General features: G+C 67.6%; 13 protein-coding genes. 5 read left to right on the top strand and 8 right to left on the bottom strand.

The window, feature by feature from the left end; translation table 11 throughout:
* Nucleotides 1-114: 114 nt before the first annotated feature.
* Both xth and arsC read left to right on the top strand, forming a co-directional pair.
* On the top strand, nt 115-888 hold the full coding sequence (xth, locus tag DES44_RS11570) for an exodeoxyribonuclease III (protein ID WP_058935072.1): 774 nt from the start codon (nt 115-117) through the stop codon (nt 886-888).
* A gap of 21 nt (nt 889-909) precedes the next feature.
* Nucleotides 910-1,332, top strand: a complete 423-nt coding sequence (gene arsC / locus DES44_RS11565) for an arsenate reductase (glutaredoxin) (RefSeq protein ID WP_058935071.1) — start codon at nt 910-912, stop codon at nt 1,330-1,332.
* 82 nt (nt 1,333-1,414) lie between these two features.
* Here the strand turns inward: arsC and DES44_RS11560 are convergent, their stop codons facing one another.
* Nucleotides 1,415-2,050: a bifunctional 4-hydroxy-2-oxoglutarate aldolase/2-dehydro-3-deoxy-phosphogluconate aldolase gene (locus tag DES44_RS11560; protein WP_058935070.1), complete on the bottom strand. Its 636-nt coding sequence runs from the start codon at nt 2,048-2,050 to the stop codon at nt 1,415-1,417.
* A 35-nt stretch (nt 2,051-2,085) separates the two neighbouring features.
* On the bottom strand, nt 2,086-3,906 hold the full coding sequence (gene edd, locus DES44_RS11555) for a phosphogluconate dehydratase (RefSeq protein WP_058935069.1): 1,821 nt from the start codon (nt 3,904-3,906) through the stop codon (nt 2,086-2,088).
* A gap of 139 nt (nt 3,907-4,045) precedes the next feature.
* Here edd and DES44_RS11550 point away from each other — a divergent pair, with 139 nt between their 5' ends.
* Nucleotides 4,046-4,951, top strand: a complete 906-nt coding sequence (locus DES44_RS11550; protein WP_058935068.1) for a DMT family transporter — start codon at nt 4,046-4,048, stop codon at nt 4,949-4,951.
* A 74-nt stretch (nt 4,952-5,025) separates the two neighbouring features.
* Nucleotides 5,026-5,703, top strand: a complete 678-nt coding sequence (locus DES44_RS11545) for a gamma-glutamylcyclotransferase (RefSeq protein WP_083525564.1) — start codon at nt 5,026-5,028, stop codon at nt 5,701-5,703.
* Nucleotides 5,704-5,750: 47 nt separating this feature from the next.
* Here DES44_RS11545 and DES44_RS11540 read toward each other — a convergent pair whose 3' ends face one another.
* Nucleotides 5,751-6,419 (bottom strand): nucleotidyltransferase family protein, encoded by a 669-nt coding sequence (locus tag DES44_RS11540; protein ID WP_058935067.1) that lies wholly within the window; start codon nt 6,417-6,419, stop codon nt 5,751-5,753.
* A gap of 145 nt (nt 6,420-6,564) precedes the next feature.
* Here DES44_RS11540 and pdxH point away from each other — a divergent pair, with 145 nt between their 5' ends.
* A complete protein-coding gene (gene pdxH / locus DES44_RS11535) occupies nt 6,565-7,200 on the top strand; it encodes a pyridoxamine 5'-phosphate oxidase (protein WP_058935066.1) in 636 nt (211 codons plus the stop codon).
* 100 nt (nt 7,201-7,300) lie between these two features.
* Here the strand turns inward: pdxH and DES44_RS11530 are convergent, their stop codons facing one another.
* The 5 genes from DES44_RS11530 to DES44_RS25060 form a co-directional block, all read right to left on the bottom strand.
* Nucleotides 7,301-9,673: a TonB-dependent receptor gene (locus DES44_RS11530; protein WP_116001514.1), complete on the bottom strand. Its 2,373-nt coding sequence runs from the start codon at nt 9,671-9,673 to the stop codon at nt 7,301-7,303.
* Nucleotides 9,674-10,010: 337 nt separating this feature from the next.
* Nucleotides 10,011-10,430, bottom strand: coding sequence for a hypothetical protein (locus DES44_RS11525; RefSeq protein WP_116001512.1), 420 nt, complete (start codon nt 10,428-10,430; stop codon nt 10,011-10,013).
* Nucleotides 10,431-10,586: 156 nt separating this feature from the next.
* Nucleotides 10,587-11,141 carry a peptide-methionine (S)-S-oxide reductase MsrA gene (msrA, locus tag DES44_RS11520; protein WP_058935063.1) on the bottom strand — a complete coding sequence of 185 codons (555 nt, stop codon included), beginning with the start codon at nt 11,139-11,141 and terminating at the stop codon, nt 10,587-10,589.
* Nucleotides 11,142-11,526: 385 nt separating this feature from the next.
* On the bottom strand, nt 11,527-12,333 hold the full coding sequence (locus DES44_RS11515; RefSeq protein WP_058935062.1) for a DUF3800 domain-containing protein: 807 nt from the start codon (nt 12,331-12,333) through the stop codon (nt 11,527-11,529).
* Between the two features lie 233 nt (nt 12,334-12,566).
* Nucleotides 12,567-16,952, bottom strand: a complete 4,386-nt coding sequence (locus DES44_RS25060) for a DUF748 domain-containing protein (RefSeq protein ID WP_058935061.1) — start codon at nt 16,950-16,952, stop codon at nt 12,567-12,569.
* Nucleotides 16,953-17,007 lie beyond the last annotated feature (55 nt).

Below are 17,007 nucleotides of genomic sequence, written 5' to 3'. Positions count from 1 at the left end.
CCGGATGGGCCGGCGGCACAGGGCGCTTTCCTATACTGCTCGAATTGCCTTGGTGACCCACCGGCGCTCGTGCCTCCCGCCGAAGGCCGGCACTTCAATTGAAATTGGACCGTCATGAAACTCGCCACCTGGAACGTCAACTCCCTCGCGGTGCGGCTGCCGCAACTGCTGGACTGGCTCGCCGCCAACCCGGTCGATGCCATCGTGCTGCAGGAGACCAAGCTGACGGACGACAAATTCCCCGCCAAGGAAATCCAGGACGCTGGCTACCAGGTGCAATGGTTCGGCCAGAAGACCTACAACGGCGTCGCCCTCATCAGCAAGGAGCCCGCCACCGACATCGCCCGCAACATCCTGGGCTATGCCGATGAACAGGCCCGGGTCATCTCCGGCACGGTCGCCGGCGTACGGGTCATCGGCGCTTACTTCCCCAACGGCCAGGCGCCGGACAGCGAGAAGTTCGTCTACAAGATGGCCTGGCTGGACGGCCTGCGCGCGCAGGTGAAGGAAGAGCTCAAGACCCATCCCAACCTGGTGCTGATGGGCGACTTCAACATCGCCCCCGAAGACCGCGACGTCTACGACCCGGTCGCCTGGGCCGGACAAATCCACTGCACGCCGCAGGAGCGGGAACATTTCCAGCAGCTGCTGGCGGCCGGTCTCGTCGATGCCTTCCGGCTCTTCGAGCAACCGCCCAAGAGCTGGAGCTGGTGGGACTATCGCAACCTCGCCTTCCGCAAGAACCAGGGCCTGCGCATCGACCACATCCTGGTGAGCGAAGCGCTCAAGCCGCGGGTCACGGCCTGCGTCATCGACAAGGCACCGCGCAAGAACGAACGGCCCAGCGACCACGCACCGGTCATCGTGACGCTGGATACGGCGGCCTAAGCAAGGTCCAGGACAACCGCCATGAGCAACATCGTCATCTATCACAACCCCAAGTGCGGCACGTCCCGCAACACGCTGGCGCTGATCCGGCATGCGGGGCTGGAGCCGACCGTCGTCGAGTACCTGAAGACGCCGCTGGGCAAGGAAGAGCTGCGTGCGCTGGTCGCCGCCACCGGGGAGCCGGTGCGGGCGCTGCTGCGGGCCAAGGAATCGCAGGCCACGGAGCTGGGCCTGAATGACCCCACCGTCTCCGATGAGGCGCTGCTGGACGCGATGGCTGCCCATCCCATCCTGATGAACCGGCCCGTCGTCGTCACGCCCCTGGGCACCGCGCTGTGCCGGCCGTCCGAGCGGGTGCTGGAGCTCTTGCCTGTCGGTCCCCTGCCCCCCTTCACCAAGGAAGACGGCGAGGTCGTGAACGACAGTGGCGCTCGCCGCGCCTGAAGTCAAAAAAAGGCCGACCCAGCGCCGCTACAGGGCGCCGGGTCGGCCTTCTTCTTTTGGGTGGCGTGGTGTGGCCGTGGACTTAAGCGCGCAGCGCTCCCGCTTCCTTCGCCAGACGCGTGATGCGGTCCCAATCGCCGGCCTTCACCGCGTCACCAGGCGTCAGCCAGGAGCCGCCGCAGACCTTCACATTGGGCAGCGCCAGGAAGTCCGGCGCCGTCTGCACGGTGATGCCGCCGGTCGGGCAGAAGGCGATGTCCGGGAACGGCCCGGCCAAAGCCTTCAGCAGGCTGGTGCCGCCCACGGCGGTGGCCGGGAACAGCTTCAGGAAGCGATAACCGGCATCCGCGGCCATCATCACTTCGCTGGCAGTGGAGACACCCGGCAGCAGCGGCAGGCCCTGCGCTTCGCAGGCCTGGGCCAGTTCCGCAGTAAAGCCCGGGCTGACCGCAAACCGGCTTCCCGCCTGCTTGGCCGCTGCCGCATCCGCGGCGGTGCGCAGCGTGCCGGCACCGACGATCGCTTCGGGCACCTCCCGGGCAATGGCCGCGATGGCGTCCAGCGCCACCGGCGTGCGCAGCGTCACTTCCAGCACCTTCACGCCACCGGCCACCAGGGCCCGGGCCAGCGGCACCGCATGGGCCAACTGGTCAATGACGATCACGGGAATCACCGGGCCGTGCTGGGCCAGGCTCAGGGTGTCGAGGGTCTCGCTCATGGGTTCTTGTCCTTGTCGATCATGGGATAACCGGCTCAGAGCCAGGTCACCGCGCCCTCTTCGGCGCTGGAGACATTGCGGCGCATGCCGGCAAACAGCTCGCGGCCCAGGCCCTCGCCGTTGTCGCGCACCGCTTCAGGCGTGATCTGGGCGATCTCGCGGGCGGCCCAGGTGGCTTCGTCCACCAGCGCGGTCAGTGCGCCGGTGTTGGCGCAGACCCGCACCAGATCGCCGTCCCGCAGCTTGGCCAGCGGACCGCCAGACAGCGCCTCCGGGCTGACGTGGATGGCCGCCGGCACCTTGCCGGACGCACCGCTCATGCGGCCGTCCGTCACCAGCGCCACCTTGAAGCCCTTGCCCTGCAGCACGGCCAGCGGCGGCGTCAGCTTGTGCAGCTCCGGCATGCCGTTGGCCTGAGGGCCCTGGAAGCGCACGACCACCACCACGTCGCGCTCGAGCTCGCCATTCTTGAAGGCGACCTGCATGGCTTCCTGGCTGTCGAAAATCCGGGCCGGGGCTTCCACCGTGTGGCGGTCTTCCGGCACGGCGGAGACCTTGATCACCGCACGGCCCAGATTGCCGGCCAGCAGCTTCAGGCCACCGGTGGCCGAGAACGGCGCCGCGGCGGTGCGCAGCACGGTCTCGTCGCTGCTCGCGTCGGGCAGGTCCTGCCAGTGGACGCTGCCATCTTCCGCCCGCTTGGGCAGACGGGTATAGGCACTGAGCGATTCACCGGACACGCTGGTCAGCACATCGCCGTGCATGGCACCGGACTTGAGCAGTTCGCGGATCACGAACCCCGGCCCACCCGCGGCCTGGAACTGGTTCACATCGGCGCTGCCGTTCGGATAGACGCGGGCCAGCAGCGGCACGACGGCGGACAGGTCGGAGAAGTCGCTCCAGTCGATCAGGATGCCGGCCGAACGGGCCACGGCCACCCAGTGGATCAGATGGTTGGTCGAGCCGCCGGTAGCCAGCAGCGCAACCATGGCGTTGACGATGCAGCGCTCGTCCACCACACGGCCGATCGGACGGTAGTCGCGCTGCGGGATGATGCCCAGCAGTTGCCGGACGGCCTCGCGGGTCAGCGCCTCGCGCAGCCCGTCATGCGGATGCACGAAAGCGGCCCCCGGCACATGCAGGCCCATGGCTTCCAGCAGCATCTGATTGCTGTTGGCCGTGCCGTAGAAGGTGCAGGTGCCGGCGCCGTGATAGGCGGCGGACTCGGCCTTGAGCAGCTCGTCGCGGCCCACCTTGCCCTGCGCATACAGCTCGCGCACCTTGGCCTTGTCGTTGTTGGACAGACCCGAGCTCATCGGCCCGGCCGGCACGAACACGCAGGGCAGATGACCGAAATGCAAGGCGCCGATCAGCAGGCCCGGCACGATCTTGTCGCAGATGCCCAGCAGCAGCGCGCCGTCGTAGACATCGTGGGACAGGGCCACGGCCGTGCCCATCGCGATGGTGTCGCGGGAAAACAGGCTCAGCTCCATGCCGGGCGTGCCCTGCGTGACGCCGTCACACATCGCCGGCACGCCGCCGGCCACCTGGGCCGTTGCGCCCTGGCGATGCACCTCGTCCCGGATCAGCGCCGGATAGGCTTCGTACGGCTGATGGGCCGACAGCATGTCGTTGTAGGCCGTCACGATGCCCAGATGCGGCGCCTTCTCGGCGACGATGCGCAGCTTGTCGTTCTCCGGCAACGCCGCCACCGCATGGGCGACGTTCGCGCAGCCCATGCGCTGCACGCCGCGTTGACGGCCGGACATGCGGTCGATCAGATCCAGATAGCGCTCGCGGCTGGCGGCGCTGCGGGCACGAATGCGTGCCGTAACCTCGAGTAGCGTCTTGTTCATGCCTGCTGCCGATGTAACTCAGCTTGGGTTGGATTGGTAACCATATTACACGCTCGACAGAGACCCTTCGAGCGTTTTTGGGGTACGAAACGGTTACGGGCCCGGGTGAAGGCCAGTCCTTTTCGGCCACACTCGGGGCATGCGAGATTCCCGACCCGCGGTGGAAGCGCTCTACCCGCTGTTGTTCGTGGTGCTGTGGAGCACCGGCTTCATTGGTGCGAAATTCGGACTGCCCTATGCCGCGCCGCTGACCTTCCTGGCGTGGCGGTATGCCGCAGTGATTGTCCTGATGGGGTTGATCGTCGCGGTCACCCGCGCGGCCTGGCCGCCCGACTGGGGCGCCAGGGGCCACATCGCCGTCTCGGGCCTGCTGGTGCACGGGGTGTACCTCGGCGGCGTGTTCACCGCCATCAGCCACGGCCTGCCGGCAGGCATTACGGCGCTGGTGGTGGGCTTGCAGCCGGTGGTCACTGCGCTGGGCGCGCGAGCAGTGCTGGGCGAGCAGGTGCGCCCAGCCCAGTGGGCGGGGCTCGCACTGGGTTTCCTGGGCGTCGGCCTGGTGGTCGCTGCCAAGACCCGGTCCGTGCCCTCGGACGCGCTGGTGACGATGCTGGTGCCGGCTGTCATCGCCTTGCTGGGCATCACCGCCGGCACGCTCTACCAAAAGCGCTACTGCCCTTCTTTCGATCTGCGCACGGGCGCCGTCATCCAGTTCGTGCCTTGCCTGGCGGTCACGGCCGCGCTGGCCCTGGCCACCGAGGACACGACGGTGCACTGGACCCCCTCCTTCCAGTTTGCGCTGGGCTGGCTGGTGCTGGTGCTGTCCATCGGGGCGGTGAGCCTGCTGAATGTGCTGATCCGGCGCGGCAGCGCCGTCAACGTGGCCAGCCTGTTCTATCTCACGCCTCCGACCACGGCGGTGATTGCCTGGGCCCTGTTCGGGGAAACGCTCGCAGGCCTGGCCATCGTGGGCATGGGCCTGTCGGTGTTTGGCGTCTGGCTGGCGCGCAACACGCCGCCTGTGCGAGGGTCGCAACAGCGGTGATTTCCTGTGTCACCCCCGCTCGGATTGTGACTACCTGAGGACGAGCGGCAGGTCCTTGTGGCAGGATCAAGGCCATGTTGAATGCGCCCGCTCCCGCCGCCCAGGGGCATCCCACGGCGGCGCATGCCCAGGACTGCCCGGTGGACCCGCTCGCGGGGGCCCGCATCGAGGACCTTCCTCCCCACAGCCGCGAGTGGCTGGACCAGTTCCAGCAGGAATGGGACCGCTCGACCGGCCTGTGGATCTTTGCCTACGGTTCGTTGATGTGGAACCCGGGCTTCACGCCCGCCGACACCTTGGTCGCCAAGGTGCAGGGCTATCACCGTGCACTGCGGCTGCGGTCGCTGGTCAACCGGGGCAGCGCCGAGCAGCCGGGGCTGGTCATGACGCTGCTGTCCGGCGGTAGCTGCCGCGGGCTGGTCTACCGGATTGCGCCGGAACGCGCCCAGGCCGAGCTGCAGCGCCTGTGGCTGCGCGAGATGGTCGTAGGCACCTATGTGCCGCGCTGGCTGCCCTGCTTCACCCAGGACGGCGAGCACCGTGCGCTGGCCTTTACGCTGTCACGGCGCAGCCCGGGATGGGCTGGTGACCTGCCGGACGAGCGCCTGCTGCACATCCTGCGCCATGCGCGCGGGCGGTACGGCACGACGCTGGACTATCTGGAGCGGGCCGTGCATTGCCTGCGCCAGCACGGCATTCACGACCGGTCGCTGGAACACCAGTTGGCGCTGGCGCGGGCCCACGGGCTCTGAGGCCGGCGCCGCGACGCAGCGCTTGCCCGATGATCGCCGGCAGCCGCTCACCCTGCGGCGCTGCCCCCCGCCCGTTGCAGACGGTGCCGCGCGGACGCCGGGGTCGGCACGTCGGGATGCACCGACAGCACCCGCTGCAGGTCCTCCACCGTGTCCACATCCACCAGCACCCCGGGGTCATTCACATCCACGGCCTGCGCCGGGAAGCGCGCCAGCAGCTTGCGGGCGCCCTCGTCGCCCTGCAGGGCGGTCAGCTCGGAAAACAATTCCGCACTGAAGCCCACCGGATGGCCGCGCTGGCCGTCGTACTGGGCATAGGCAATCGGGTCGTGCTCCAGCGCTCGCGCAACGGCCAGCAGCGTGCTGGTCTGCAGCAGCGGCATGTCCGCCGGCACGATCAGCCAGCCTTGCGCATCACCGGTGGCGGCCACGCCGGCCGCGATCGAATGGCCCATGCCCACCGGCACTGGGCGTCCCAGCCGGTCCTGCGTCGGCAGCACCAGCATGTCGCGTTCCGCCACATGGCCCCGCACCAGCGGCGCCAGGGTTGCGGACGTCACCACCAAGAAACGCAATCCGGAGGCCATCGTCTGGCGCAGGGTGTGAGCCAACACCGTCTCCCCACCCACCAACTGCTCGAGCTTGTGACCCTCGCCGCGAAAGCGCTGGCCTCGTCCTGCCGCGAGCACGACGACAGCCGGTCGTCGCTGATCCATGCGTACTTCCTTCAGGTTGATTCCTCGCTGCGGCTGACTCTTTGGCGATCAGTTGGCCTCAGCATGCCTGCCCGGGGCGCATCATCACACCCGGAGTTTCACGGTTGGGAACGTTACCTAAGGATTCGCCCCATACTTCACCCTTATGGACAAACTTGCCGACCTCCGAAAGAGCTACGAGCGGGACGAGCTCGATGAAAACGCCTCGGCCTCCGAGCCACTGGTGCAGTTCCAGCAATGGCTGCGCCAGGCCATGGACGCCCAGATTCCCGAACCCAACGCCATGACCCTGGCCACCGTGGGTCCCGACGGACGCCCGTCCACCCGCATTGTCCTCATCAAGGACATGGATGAACGGGGCCTCGTCTGGTACACCAACTATGACAGCCGCAAGGGTCAGCAGCTCGCAGGCAATCCGTTTGCCGCCCTGCAGTTCCACTGGGTGGAGCTGGAGCGGGTGGTGCGCATTGAAGGCGTGGTGGAGAAAGTGGACGCCGCACAGTCGGACGCCTACTTTGCGTCCCGCCCGCTGGATTCGCGCCTGGGCGCCTGGGCCTCGCCTCAGAGCCAGGTGATCAGCAGCCGCGCCGTGCTGGTGGCCAATGCGGCCAAGGCGGCCGCCCAGCACGGACTCAGCCCGAGCCGGCCGCCGCATTGGGGCGGCTACCGGCTCAAGCCGGATCGCTGGGAGTTCTGGCAGGGCCGCAGGTCGCGTCTGCATGATCGGCTGTGCTATCGGCTCGAGGACGGGCGCTGGGTGCGGGAGCGACTGGCGCCCTGACTGGGCTGACTAGCCCGGTTACCCGGCCTGGTTACCCAACCCGACTGCCCAGCCCCGGGAACGCCAGGGCTGGGCGGCTCAAGGGCCAGGGCTCACGCCCTCAGAACTTCACCTGCACGCCGGTGAAGATGCTGCGGCCCGGCAGCGGCGTCAGATCGCGGATGGTGGCCACGCTGCTGGCGCTGTAGGCCAGCTTGTTGGCCAGGTTGTCCAGCTTCACGTACCAGAGCGCGTCGTAGCTGCCCAGGTCGAAATGCCGGGCCACATTCAGACGCAGCGTGCCGTAGCCGCCCGTCGGCGTGTCCAGCGCCGGCACCCGGTTCTGGCGCGCCGCACCGCGCACCTCCGCCTGCACCATCCAGGGTCCGCGCTCGGCCTGCAGCGACAGCGAGCCATGCAGCGGGGCCAGCCGCGGCAGCGCCTCGCCCGTCTGGCGGTTGGTGCCGCGCACCAGGTCCACGGTCGTGCCCAGCGTCAGGTCCCAGCCGGCCAGCGACGGCAGCGGCTGGCGTCCTTCAAGCTCCACGCCGTGCATGCGCGCCGGCACGCCGCGGTAGACATAGACCGGAATGGATTCCGCCTCACCGGCATCGTTGACTTCGGTGCGGGTGTCGCCGTTGGCATCCATGGCGATGAAGTTGGAGAAGCGCGTCTGGTAGACCTGCACGCCCCACTTCGCGCCGTTCTGTTGCCAGTGCAGACCCAGGTCCACCGACTTGGCCTTTTCTGGGCGCAGCGACGCATCGCCGATTTCAAACGCGCCGGAAGCCACGTGCACGCCGTTGGCGAAGAGCTCGTAGAAGGTCGGAGCACGCTCGGAGCTGCTGATGCTGCTGGAGAGGCTGAAGCCGCTGCCCACGTCCACCGCACCGGACAGCGAGAAGCTCTTCGGGCTGAAGCGCTTGGAGGTCGGCGCACCGAACTTGTCCTCATCCCCGCCGGTGGACGACACCGTGACCCGCTCGGACCGGGCGCCGGCCTGCAGGCTCCATGGGCCGGACTTGAAGTTCTCGATCAGGAACAGTGCGCCGCTGCGGGTGGTGGTGTTGGGCACAAGGGCTTCGTCCCCCAGCGCGGAGAAATCGCTGTTCTCCCACTGCCAGCCGACAACGCCCTGCAACGGCCCCCACGGCGTTTGCACGGCGGCATGCTGGGCCTCGATGCGGGCATCCTTGCCGTCGGACTGGAAGGTGGTGCCGACGGCGCCGTCGCCCTCCACCTCCTGGTGTTTGTAGCGGCTGCTGGCGAACTGCCACTGGACGCGCGCAATGCCCGGCGCCACATCCCGCCACTCACCGGCGGTGGCAATGCGCTGGCGCTGCATCTGGATGCGGGTGTCGGGCTCGACGGTCACGCCGTAGTTGGTGTGATAGTCCTCGACCGAGACGCCGGCATAACCGTCGGAGAAAAAGAACGATCCGCCCAGCGCGCCGCTGCGGCTGTGGCTGTCGGAGTTGCGCACGTGCGTGCTGGTGGTGCCTTCGTTATCGGTGAAGCGGGGCACGCGCTGGTCGTCGGCGTGACGGTCGGCGGCATCGACGTGCCATCCGAACTGCTGCGTGCCCCCGTCCAGCACCGCAGCGCCGCCGTATTCATTGGCAGCGCCGCCCAGGCGGACCTCGGCCGCGCCATTGATGCCGGGCTGCGGTGCGCGCGGGATGCGGTTGTCCAGGGTGTTCACCACGCCGCCAATGGCGTTGCCGCCGTATTGCAGCGCGGCGGCACCGCGCAGAACCTCGACACGGGTCAGCACCAGCGGGTCGACCGGCAGGGCATGGTCGAAGCTGAGGCTGGACGCATCGACCGACGAGCCGGAGTTGCTCAGCATCTTGACGCGGTCCCCGTCCAGGCCGCGGATGGTCGGACGGTTGCTGTTGGGGCCGAAGTAGGTGGAGCCGACGCCGGACATGTCCTCCAGCGTGTCACCTAGCGTGGCGCCGCGTTTGAGGGTCAGCGCGTCGCCGCTGAGGGTCTGCACCGGGATGACCAGGTCCCGCAGGCCCAGCGGGTTGCCGGTGACGACCACGGGCTGCAGGCTCTGCTTCTGGCGGGGCTTGGGCTGGGCGGCATTGCTGCCGCTGCTGCCGCCGCTCCCGCCTGCGTCGGCGCTGGAGGCGTCTGCGGGTGCGCCGCCGCCGTCTGAGGATGCGGATGCGGATGTGGATGTGGCGGCAGATGTGGAGTTGCCCGCTGCGGATGCGGTGGCACCGGTTGCGGAAGCGCCGCTACCGGCCGCTGCCTCGCGGCTGGAGGCAGTGCTGTCAGCACGAGCCGAGGTGACGGGTGCTGACGTCTGCGCGATGGCGGCGCCGCAACTCATTGCCAGAGCCAGGCCAAGCGCCTGCGTCAGTGGGGACAAGGTCAGACGGGGCGACGGAGAAACGACGCTTCCAGCCCCTGCAACGCTGCGGGCGGATGCGGTGGAGGTGGCGGAAATGGCAGAGGACAGAACCAGCGAAAAAGACTTGGACATAGAAATGCTTTCGGATCGGCAGCGCGCGGCCAGGGGCCGGCCTCATCCCTCGATGAAGGCCCATGCCAGGCAGCCCAGGTCCAAGGCCCGAAGACGGGCCCTGACCGGAGCGCGCCGCGGCGCCAGGAACAGGGTTGCGCTCCGTGATCCAGACGGCGGCATGCCGGCGACGGGATCAGCGGATCGATGACAGTCAGGGGTGGGGTGCCGATGCCGCCAGCCGCAGCGCAGTCACGGTGAAACACCGGCTCGTGCGAAGGACTTCGACAGCGATCAGCCCCGGGGACAGCCCGGGACAGCCCGGGGACAGGTCCGGGCAGGCCCGGAACACGCCCGTTCAGGCGACGGGCGGAGCGCGCGCGGGTGCGCGCCAGGTCTGGGCGACCGTGGCGCTGTGAGGCTGCGGCGTCGAAACCGGATGGTCCGGCAGCAGCGCGGTCCAGGCGAGCGCCTGGGTGATCGGGCCCAGCGCGGTGCTGAGCTCGTCCAGCAACTGGCAGTCGGTGCTGCCCGGCAAGTGGCCGAGGCTGGGGGATTTCAGGATGGCCGGCGTACCGGTGGCCTCCGCCACCAGCACGGCACGCGGCGCTCTACTCCCGCCGTGCAAACTGCGGTGCACCAGCCCCAGGGACTGGAAGCCCAGCAGCGACACCAGGCACAGCATCACCCACCACCGCAGCGCAGGCGGCAGTGCTGGCATGCCGGTGTGGGCATGACGGGGGTGAGGCCGGCGCGCGGCTGCAGTCGGGGTGAACATGGTGGGGTTCAGAGCAGCCGCGATTGTGCCTGCGTCACAGGCTCGCTGACTGAAGTCACCGACTTCTGGAGGGGGACCTCCCCTCACCGGAGGGTCGAGACGGGCGCCATCCGCCCATCTCATCCGAGAAAGACCCCGACGGAGCGGGGACTGGGATCAGGCCGAGTCCGCCCGCACCAGCTCGCGGAACTTCTTCAGGAACTTGTCGACCTTCGGGGCCACCACAAAGGCGCAGTAGCCCTGCTCGGGATGGTTCTCGAAGTAGCGCTGGTGGTAGGCCTCGGCGGGCCAGTAGTTCTGCTCCGGCTGCACCTCGGTGACCACCTTGCCGCCATGCGCCGCATTGGCTTCGTCCAGCACCTGGCGGATCTCGCCGAGCTGGTCGGGCCGGTGGTAGTAGATGCCGGAGCGGTACTGCGTGCCCACATCCGCACCCTGCCGGTTCAGCGTCGTCGGATCGTGAATGGCGAAGAACACTTGCAGCAGCTCGGTCAGGCTGACCACGGACGGGTCAAAGCGCACCCGCACCACTTCCGAGTGCCCGGTCTGGCCGGAACAGACCTGCTCGTAGTTCGGATGCTGGACGTGGCCATTGGTGTAGCCGGACTCGACCGACAGGACGCCCTTGACCTTCAGGAAGACGGCCTCGGTGCACCAGAAGCAGCCGCCGCCGAGGGTGATGAGGTCAGTACCGCCAACTTCTTGATTCATATCGCGTTTTTCCATTTCTCTTCACCGTCCTGATAGGGCGTAACACCGCAAAGGCTGGGCAGGGATCTGCCAAGAAGAAACGCCAATCGCGTCCGCCCTACCCCTATGCATCGCTTCCGAGACATGGAAGAACGGGGGAACAGGGATCAGCCATTGCAGCCACTGTTTGAAAGTGAGGATACAGCCCAGAGATTTCAATGCTGACCGGTTGTTCGATGACCTTCAAGCGGCGCCCCAGTTTTAGGACGCTGCAGTGGAGTTGCGCTACAGCACCGCCGCGACAACCAGCGGGCGCTGAAGGCCCAGCCACTGCCGATGCGGCTGGGCGCCTGTATCGATGCGAGCGGCACGACTCGCGGCACAGGGAGTGGCCAGCTTCAGGATCTCATAGGCACGTCGCAGGCTCGACGGACCGCGCGCCTACCAGTGCGCCGGTAGGGTCAGGAAACGGATATTTGTGCGGCTCGATGGCAGCCAAAGCCGCCTCGGTGGCGGGCGTCACCGAGGTCACCAAGCCGACCCGTTGATGTGCGCGGCGCAGGATGGAGGGCTCGATCAATCGGAAGCCACGGTCATCCTTCGATTGGTAGTACCGGAAGATCCAGTACGCGACCAAGTCGGCCATCTGAATGAGGCGCGACGCCTTTGAGTCCAAGAACAGCGGGACCTCAGCAAAGTTGCGCAGGCGGCCCAACGCGTGGCCCTGATGTTTGAACAAGGACGAAAGCGCTTGCAGCTTTTGCTCGTACGAAGCCTTGTCGCAAATGACCAGTCCACGTTGCGCATCGCCGCGCCGAACCCACATGTCCGCTAGATACTGGTCGAACTGATGCGCGACGGCTTCAAATGAGCGCTCGAGGATCTGATCCTCCGGCATCGTAGACTTTTCGATGACGGAGGCGAATACACGAAGCTGCAGTTGTCGATTGCTGAGCAAGCTCAGCACATCGACTAGCGCCTGGACACGATCCGTCGGAGCGATGCCCGCCCACTCGTCCTTGGCCGAATGCATCGGCGAGCCATGGAACTCAATCGTGGAGGGGTCCCGCGGCCTGAACCGCGCGGCGATCGGGTTGATCTTTGACTCCAGCCAGTGCGTGGAACGTTCGAATACCGCAAAGCCTGCCAAGACAAAAAACTGCGTGCTCGGATCCTGTGGATGGCCCGACTCGTCGAGGTACAAGAGATGCACTGGCCGCCTCGCAAATGAAAACGGGCCGCGATAACGCGACCCGTCAAGATGGGGGAGCCAGGTGGAACAATCGTCCAACGCACCGTGATCGACAGCGCTCCCGACTCGAGGGCAATTCTATCGCAGGCCATCCGAGGCCGCAATGCCGCCCGTGCTGGCGCGCGTCCACGCGCACCCCGTCCAACGCCTGGTAGAACTTCCGACGCAAGCAAGGGCACGTCTCCGCCCTGCCCTCATTGGGTCGACAGCGACAGATCCACCTTGGGGCTCCAGGGAGATCCGCGCCCCTCCCCGGCGTCGCTCGCCTCGGTCACGTGCAATTTGGGCGAGGACAGGAACATCCGCGCATTGGGCACGCCTTTGGCAATCAGCGCATCCCGCACAGCCACGGACCGCTGCAGCGCCAGCTCGCGCATCTGCTCGTCCGTGACCGTATAGCTGTCCATCAGCAGCTCCCGCATCTCGGCAGGCGGCAAGTCCTTGGCCAATCCCAGCAGGTTGCGTGGCTTGTTGGGCAGTCTGGCGTTGTCGTAGACCACCTTGAGCAGGCGCTGACGCTGGGTGTCGTCCAGGGTGATCGGGGGCGTGCTCGCCGGGACACCGGCTCCTGCTTCGGTACCCGCAGCAGCGCCAGCGGCCGAAGCTGCGGATGCCGACGCGGACGCGGATGTGGGAGCAAGTGCGGATGAGCCAGGCGACGCAGAGGACGCAGAGGACGCTGGGGACGCGGACGCCGGCGCCGGCGCGGCTGCCGCCGCTGCCGGCTCCCGCAACTGCTGCCGGCGCAGTTCCCTGCGACGTTCATTCAGCAACGCCTCCTCCAGCCGGGCCGCCTGTGCCGCACGCCGCTCCGCTGCCGGGTCCACCCAGCCGGTGATGCTCAACTGCAGGCCCGGTTTTTCCTTGAGCACCTTGGCCACCTTGTCCAGCGCCTGGTCGGTTGCGGCGGGCAGCGCGGCCGTTCCCGGATCAAAGGCCAGATGGCTCATGTCCACACCCCGCCCGCCGGAGAGCAGCGAGAACGGCGAGGTCAACGCCTTGGCCAGCAGATTCACGATCAGCTTGCCAATCACCCCGCCAACGCTGAACTCCGGATCATTGATGGAACCGCTGACCGGCAGATCCACATCGATCACGCCATTGCTGTCCTTGAGCAACGCCACCGCCAGCCGCACCGGCAGTTGCGTCGCCACCGGGCTGTCGATGCGCTCCCCAAAACTCAGCTGGTTCAGCACGATCTTGTTGTCGGCCACCAATTGACCGCTCGGGTCGATCCGGTAGTGCACGCGTGAAGACAGTTTGCCGCGTTCGATCGCATAGCCGGCGTATTTGCCGGCATAGGGTGACAGCGGCGCCAGCTCGATGTCGGTGGCGCTGGCGGTGATGTCCAAGGTCAGCGGCAGGCTGCCCGGATTAATCTGGCCGCTGACATCCAGCTCGCCCGTCCCCGCCACCCGGCCCTTGAGCTGCAGCGGCGCCATGTCGCTGGCACCTGCGCTGAAGCGGCCCAGCGTACCGGTCAGGTCGCTGACCTGCGCGGTGTAGTTGGGCTTGATGAAGCGGTCGGTGAAGTCCACGCGCCCGCCGGTGAGCTCGGTGCCGTTGATGCTCAGGCGCAGCGGCGGCCCCGATGCAGCCGGGGCAGCCGCCGGTGACGCACTGGCAGACGCAGCACTGGCAGACGCAGCGCTGGCAGCCGTCGATCCACCGGCCGCCGAGACGAGGGCGGACACCGGCGCCGATGCAGCCGCCGTCCCCGCCACCGCAGCCACCGCCTGCCCCTGCGACGTCTGCCGCAGGTCCCGCAGGTTCAAGCGCCCTTGTTCATTGATGATCAAGCGCGCATAGAACTCGTCCAGGCTGGCCAGCCGGATGGCGATATCGGGCACCTGGGTGGGTGCCATCTGGAGCTTGAAGCCAGCCAGCCGCAGCGCCTGCCAGCTCAGCAGGTCTTCAGCAGAACGGCGGCGCCCGTCGAGCAGACGGGTCTGACGCAATCGCAGCTCGGACAGTTGCAGGTCTCCGGTCGCCTGCACCTGCGGCCCGGCTGCGGGCAATGCCAGCGACAGGTCGCCCTTGAAGCTGCCCTCGGCGCGCTGCAGATGGATGCCGATAGACGGGTCCAGGTACGGATCGGCCCAATGCAGCGGCAGGTGCTCCGCCTGCAGCTTTCCGGTCAGCCGCAGCGGGGCCAGGGCGAGTTGGCCGTCCCACTGCAGCCGGGCGGGGTCTCGCACATTGCGGATCTTCGCGTCCGGGCGGCGGGCGATCAGCGAGACGCGCATCGGGAGCGGACCCCGCAGTTGCGATCCATCCCAATCGACCCCGGTCAGGCGCACATTCAGGTCCTGCACGCCGATCGGGCGGGCGGGTTCGTCATCGAGCATGTGCGCGGATTGGTCCAGCAACTGGACCTGCCCGCCTTCGAGCACCAGTTCCGCCACTCGGGCTCGCCAGGGACCCTGCGGCGGAGCCTGCGAAGGCGCGGCAGGGGTGGACGCTGCGGTGACGATGCCCGGCGAGGAATCTGAAAGCGGCGCCGAGCCCGAGCCCGAGCCCGAGCCCGAGCCCGAGCCCGAAGCCGAAGCTTGAGCCTGAGCCGAAGCCGAAACCCCGACGACTGCCTCTGACGGATCCGACAGTCGCAGCACTGGACGTCCGCTGGGCGCCGCCCGGACCGGCTGCCGTACAGGCTGAGGCTGGGTCATCCAGGAAGCCCAGTTCCACCCGCCCCCCGCATCGCGGGCCAGACGAACCTGCGGCTGCTTCACGGTGAGACGTCCAATCTGAAGCTCCCGGCTCACCAGATTGACATCCAGCTTGTCCAGGGATGCGTCCGCCAGACTGATCACTGGCGTTGCCGCTTCCACCACCTCCAGTTGCGAAACCTGGATCTCCTTGAATCCCAGCGGACGCATCTGGCCGTTGGCATCCGTCTGGATCTGCCCTTGCAGCGCCAGTTGGCCCCGCAACTGCAATGCGGTGACGGGACGCAGATAGGGCGCGACCCAGGCCAGCGACAGGCGGTCCGCCTTCCAATCCACCGAAAGGCCGGACGGGCTGGCCTGACCATTGGCTTTGAGCGATGCGCCGGATGGCTCGGCGTCGGAACGGGACCGGGGAGCCGCCGCGGCTGCTGCGTGAAGTGAAGCCGTCAGTTCGACGCTCCCGGCGGGCGCCGCCAGCGGCCAGTTCAGAGCGCGGCCCTTGATCGCCAGATCGCTCAGGCGCCATTGAGCAGCCGGCGCCACCGACGCGTCCTGCAGCGCCACGCGGCCTTGCTTCAAGTCCAGCTCACGGATGCCGATCCGCCAGACTCCCTCGGCAGGCGGTGATGAAGCCAGCGAGGAAGACGCGGCTCCCGATGCACTTGGGGCGGCCTGTGCCTGCGCCCGTGTGATCGCCTGCTGTGCGCGCGCCTGCTGTTCCTGTTTCTGCTGTACCTGCTGTGCCGGTGCTTGTGCCTGCTGTGCCTGTGCCTGTGCCTGCTGTGCCTGCGCCGCCGGCACCTCCCCAGGCATCTGCCCGACCTTCACCGGCTCCCCCTGCGGCACGGGCAGCCAAACCTGTCCGCTCGCATCACGAGTCAGGCTCAGCGACGGTGCGTCCACCACCACCTTGTCCAGCAGCACCTGCTTCTTGAGCGGCTGTACATCCGCCAGACCCACGCTGAGCCGCTTCCATTGCAGCCAGTCGTCCCAGCCGCCGCCCTTGTTGTCGGCATCCGACCGTCCAGCGCCGTCCAGCCGCCGCTGCAACACCAGGTCCCGCACATCCGCCAGGCCGCTGATCTTGAATTCCGGGGACTGGTCCTTGGGCAGTTGGAATTTCAGCGTCAGGTTGGCGTCCACCTTGCCGGAGGCCAGCCGCACCGGCAAGGTCTTGGGCCAGTAGGCCCGATACGCCGCCAGGTCCAGCGCTTCCATCTTGAAGCTCAGGCTGGCCACTCGTTTTTGTGCAAACGGCTGCAGCTGACCTTCGGTGCTGAATGCAATGCCGTTGAGCTGCCCCGACAGATGCGGGGCCACGGTGACCTCCACATCGGCATCCAGGGTGGAAATGAAGGGCAGGCCCAGTTGCAGCCCGGTCAGTTGGTGCACCATGCCGGCTGGCCTGTCTTCCAGTTGCACCCGCCCGTCCACGAGTTCCAGGTTGTACAGCGCCAGCGGCGTGTCCTTGGACGCCCCCGGGGGAGGAGCTGGCCGGCTGCGCAGCCGCGCCAGGATGTCGTCGATATCGGTGTGCCCCTGCCCCAGCAAACCCAGTTGCACCGACGGCTGCTCGATCCGGAGCGACGACACAATGGGTGTGAAACGCCACAGCGTGCGCGGCGACAGCACCAGCTCCACCCGCTTGACAGTCAACAGGTCAGCCCCGCCCGGCTGGGCGCCGCCGATGCGCAGGCCGTCCAGGCTCAGCGCCAGCCGCCAGGGCGTGAAATGCGCCGCGTCGAGTGTCACGGGCCGACCGAGTTGCTCGCTGACGCGTCGCACCCCCGGACCTTCCAGCCATAGCGGCAGCGCCCCCCAGGCGATCAGCATCAGGGTCAGCAGGAGCAGCAGGAATGCGGCCAGGCCTTGAATCAGGCGCCGAAGCCAACGGGGGAATGCAGCAAACAACAAGTTACAGCCGGATCAGTCGTGTGGGCTCCGATTATGCTGGCGGGCTCAACAC

The organism is Roseateles depolymerans (genome assembly GCF_003387155.1).
GTDB classification, from domain to species: Bacteria; Pseudomonadota; Gammaproteobacteria; order Burkholderiales; family Burkholderiaceae_C; genus Roseateles; species Roseateles depolymerans.
This window is presented reverse-complemented; position numbering and strand designations above follow the sequence as displayed.